A 1,577-nucleotide genomic window follows, 5' to 3' on the forward strand; every position below is an offset into this window, starting at 1 on the left:
GAGCTTGATGTAGAGCTCAACGGCTCGGATTCGGTCTTCGTAGGAATACATGAACTACCTTCTAGTAGTCCAAGTTTTCGTCCGCACCCCCACTAATCCCCAGGAGGGTCAGCTTTGCGTGGAAATCAACAGCCAGTTCGTGCAGTCAGTCAATCCTCGACTCTGAACCACCGGTACGGGCCCGAAGAAGACCCTCGCCGGTCGATGGACCCAACGCGCGGACGGCTTCCGATCAACTCCCGTGAGATCTACCCCGCCGGACGGGCCGTTTGGTCGAAAGCCGACACTCACCCGCGCGCCGGATGTCGAACGGCCCGACTTCACAGCCGATCAGCGGCGAGACCGCGATGATCCCGGTTGCCTCCTCGAGCGGTGCGGCCTTGTGCCTCTTATCGGGCGCGAGGCTTTGCGTGCTGATAGGTTGCCTTTTCCATCTCAAGGAAGCCCGCTACCGAGGTCGGATCGACGAACGGGAAGATCTGGGTCGCCCAATACCCGCCGATGCCGTTCGCGCGATCGATCCAGTAGTACAGGTTAGCGAGGCCGGCCCATGCGAGCGCACCAGCCGGCCGACCCGTGGGTGCTTCTTCCTCGTTGATCATGAACGTGAGTGCCCAGGTCTTGGGCATGCCGGGGAAGAACTCGGCGTCATTGGACAGCCGTGGCCTCGATACGGGCAGGATGGACGCCGCCGTCTTGGTCGCATCGACGCCGGGCAGCATCTTCACGTGCATGCCCTTGGGCAAATGATTGCGAGATGCCATTTCGACGGTCTCCGGTCGAAGGATCTGTTCGCCGCCGTCGCTGCGCCCGTCGTTGAGCCACATGCGGATGAACTTCACATAGTCCGACGCGGTCCCGTAGAGGCCGTGCCCTCCCATGTGGACCTCCGGATCCTGCGGCAAGGTCACCCCGTTGAGCGGAACGAGCGAGCCATCGCGATCCTCGCGCGCGTGAATCGTTGCTTGCCGGGATTGCATGGAGGGGGTCATCGTGAAGGCGGTGTCGGCCATCCCGAGGGGACCGAGAACTCTCGACTGCATGACCTCGCCGAGCCGCTTGCCCGTAATTCCCTCGAGCACCATACCGGCCCAATCGATGTTGCTCCCATATGACCACTGCTCGCCCGGATCAAACAGAAGTGGCGTCTTGATCGACTTCCACGACGCGTCGACCACCCAGGGCTGGCCCTGCTCGTTGGCGAGGCGGGTGTACGTCTCGTTGAAGAAGTCGTAGCTGAAGCCGGCTGTGTGGGTGAGCAGGTGACGTGTCGTGATGTCGCGTTTCGGTGGGCGCAGCCTGGGTTGCCCGTCCTTGCCGAAGCCCTCGATGACCATGATGTCGGCAAGTTGGGGCGCGTACTCCTTCGCAGGCGCGTCGAGGTCGAGAAGCCCCTCTTCCACCAGTTGCAAGCAAGCCGTTCCTGCGATGGCCTTAGTGGTCGAAAATATCGCGCACACGGTGTCGGGTTCAAACGACTCGCCGGTTCCGGTGTTGCGGACACCGCGCGCGCCTTCGTAGATCGTGCCGCGGCGGTCGGTCACCGCCGCCGATACCCCGGGCACGCGGGGTGTGCC

At 62.8% G+C, this 1,577-nt stretch carries 1 protein-coding gene; it reads right to left on the minus strand.

The features are described 5' to 3' along the window. Positions 1-389: 389 nt before the first annotated feature. Positions 390-1,577 (minus strand): serine hydrolase (locus DBR23_RS28265; protein ID WP_108500271.1); only part of this gene is annotated, 1,188 nt, incomplete at its 5' end.

This window comes from Acidovorax sp. HMWF018 (genome assembly GCF_003061035.1).
GTDB lineage: Bacteria > Pseudomonadota > Gammaproteobacteria > Burkholderiales > Burkholderiaceae_C > Acidovorax > Acidovorax delafieldii.